This is a genomic window from Pseudoalteromonas sp. S4741 (assembly GCF_005886135.1).
GTDB lineage: Bacteria > Pseudomonadota > Gammaproteobacteria > Enterobacterales > Alteromonadaceae > Pseudoalteromonas > Pseudoalteromonas tetraodonis.
Genome location: NZ_PNCN01000181.1, coordinates 1 through 1,394, shown reverse-complemented (window position 1 = coordinate 1,394; position 1,394 = coordinate 1). Strand labels below are relative to the sequence as shown.

The 1,394-nt window shown below is 38.2% G+C and carries 1 protein-coding gene and 1 pseudogene; both read left to right on the top strand.

What is annotated here, in order from left to right:
• Positions 1–770: pseudogene (locus tag CWC30_RS17290) on the top strand (type I restriction endonuclease subunit R); the annotation flags it as partial.
• A gap of 75 nt (positions 771–845) precedes the next feature.
• Positions 846–1,229 (top strand): hypothetical protein, encoded by a 384-nt coding sequence (locus CWC30_RS17285; protein ID WP_138627717.1) that lies wholly within the window; start codon positions 846–848, stop codon positions 1,227–1,229.
• Positions 1,230–1,394: the final 165 nt, after the last annotated feature.

The window sequence follows — 1,394 nt, the reverse complement described above, 5'->3', positions numbered from 1 at the left end:
ACAAAGAAGCCACCACGGTACTGCAATCTGCCCAAAAAGAGCTGGCTAAAGCAAAAGATGACAACAACGACAAAGCGATTAAGTACAGTGAAAACAGTGTTAAGCACGCTAAAGAAGCCAGAGATATTTTAGATGTGTTTAGAAAAGATTTAATCTCGTTTTATCGTTACTACGAGTTTAGCTCTCAAATTGTTGACTTTAACGACACTGACCTAGAAAAACTCAGTGTGTTTGCTAAAAACTTACACCCACTATTACGCATGGATGTAATAGAAGACGACGTTGACCTAACTGATGTAGTTATGACGCATTATCGGCTGCATGAACAACGCGAAGCTGATTTACAACTAGGCCACAAAGTAGGCGAAGAGCCTAAAAGCTACTTACCACCAAGCAAAGAAGGCTCGGGCGCAGTACCAAAGGATCCTAAAACTGAGCTTTTAAACGAAATAATTGAGCGCATGAACGACCTGTTTGCTGAAGATGGCCTATCTGAAAACGATATGATTAATTACGCTAATGCAATAATGGGTAAAGTAGCCGAAAACGAAACCGCAATGGATCAGGTTAAGCACAATACCAAAGAGCAAGCCATGCTTGGCCAATTCCCAGAAGCAATTCAAAACGCGATTATTGAAAGCATGGATACTCACAACGTAATGGCCATGAAAGCACTATCAAGCGATTTAGTGTCTAAAGGCATAGCGAGTTTAGTGTTCGACATGTTAATGAAAGGTGTTGCGGGTAAAGGCGATGAGCAACGTAGTTAAAGCTTATTTTTATTGGTAAGCCGTAATAGCTTACCTTTTTAATTTGATAAAAAGGCATGTTCACAGGTAAGCAATATGGAAGTTAAGTTCAACTCATTACGTGATTTATTAAAGCTAATTATTGAAGGTACAGTCACATTTAATGATGACAGTAGTGCATATAGTTTGATAGAGACTATGTGCGACACATATTTTGAGGATGAGCAGGTAGCGGATTATAGAGGGCATTGCTCTGCTGATGATGTACAGCAAGAGCTAGAATGTGATCTTGGTGATTATGAATGGGCAGAAGTAATCTTTTACGATTTTGATATGCACGAAATAAAAAACCAGCTAGCGATATCAGACCGTTGCTCTAGGCTTTATACCGACGATGAGCTTGAGCATTTTATAAGTGAGTATTTGAGCTGTTGGCGTAAAAATGCAATTAATGCTCTTTTAGATAAACTCAAAAATTGATAAAAATATACCCTACGATGGATAAGTAGTGTCAAAGATAATTATGGATATCAAAATAGTAGTTAAGAAAAAATTATCTGCATATGAAGCAAGAGCTTTTGATACTGATGGTAAGTTGATTGATAGTCTTGTTGCATTGTCTAAGTGAATCGCCCCGAGTTCATC

Coding starts and splice junctions, on each gene's coding strand:
- CWC30_RS17285 (WP_138627717.1), top strand. CDS start 846: ATGGAAGTTAAGTTCAACTCATTACGTGATTTATTAAAGCTAATTATT.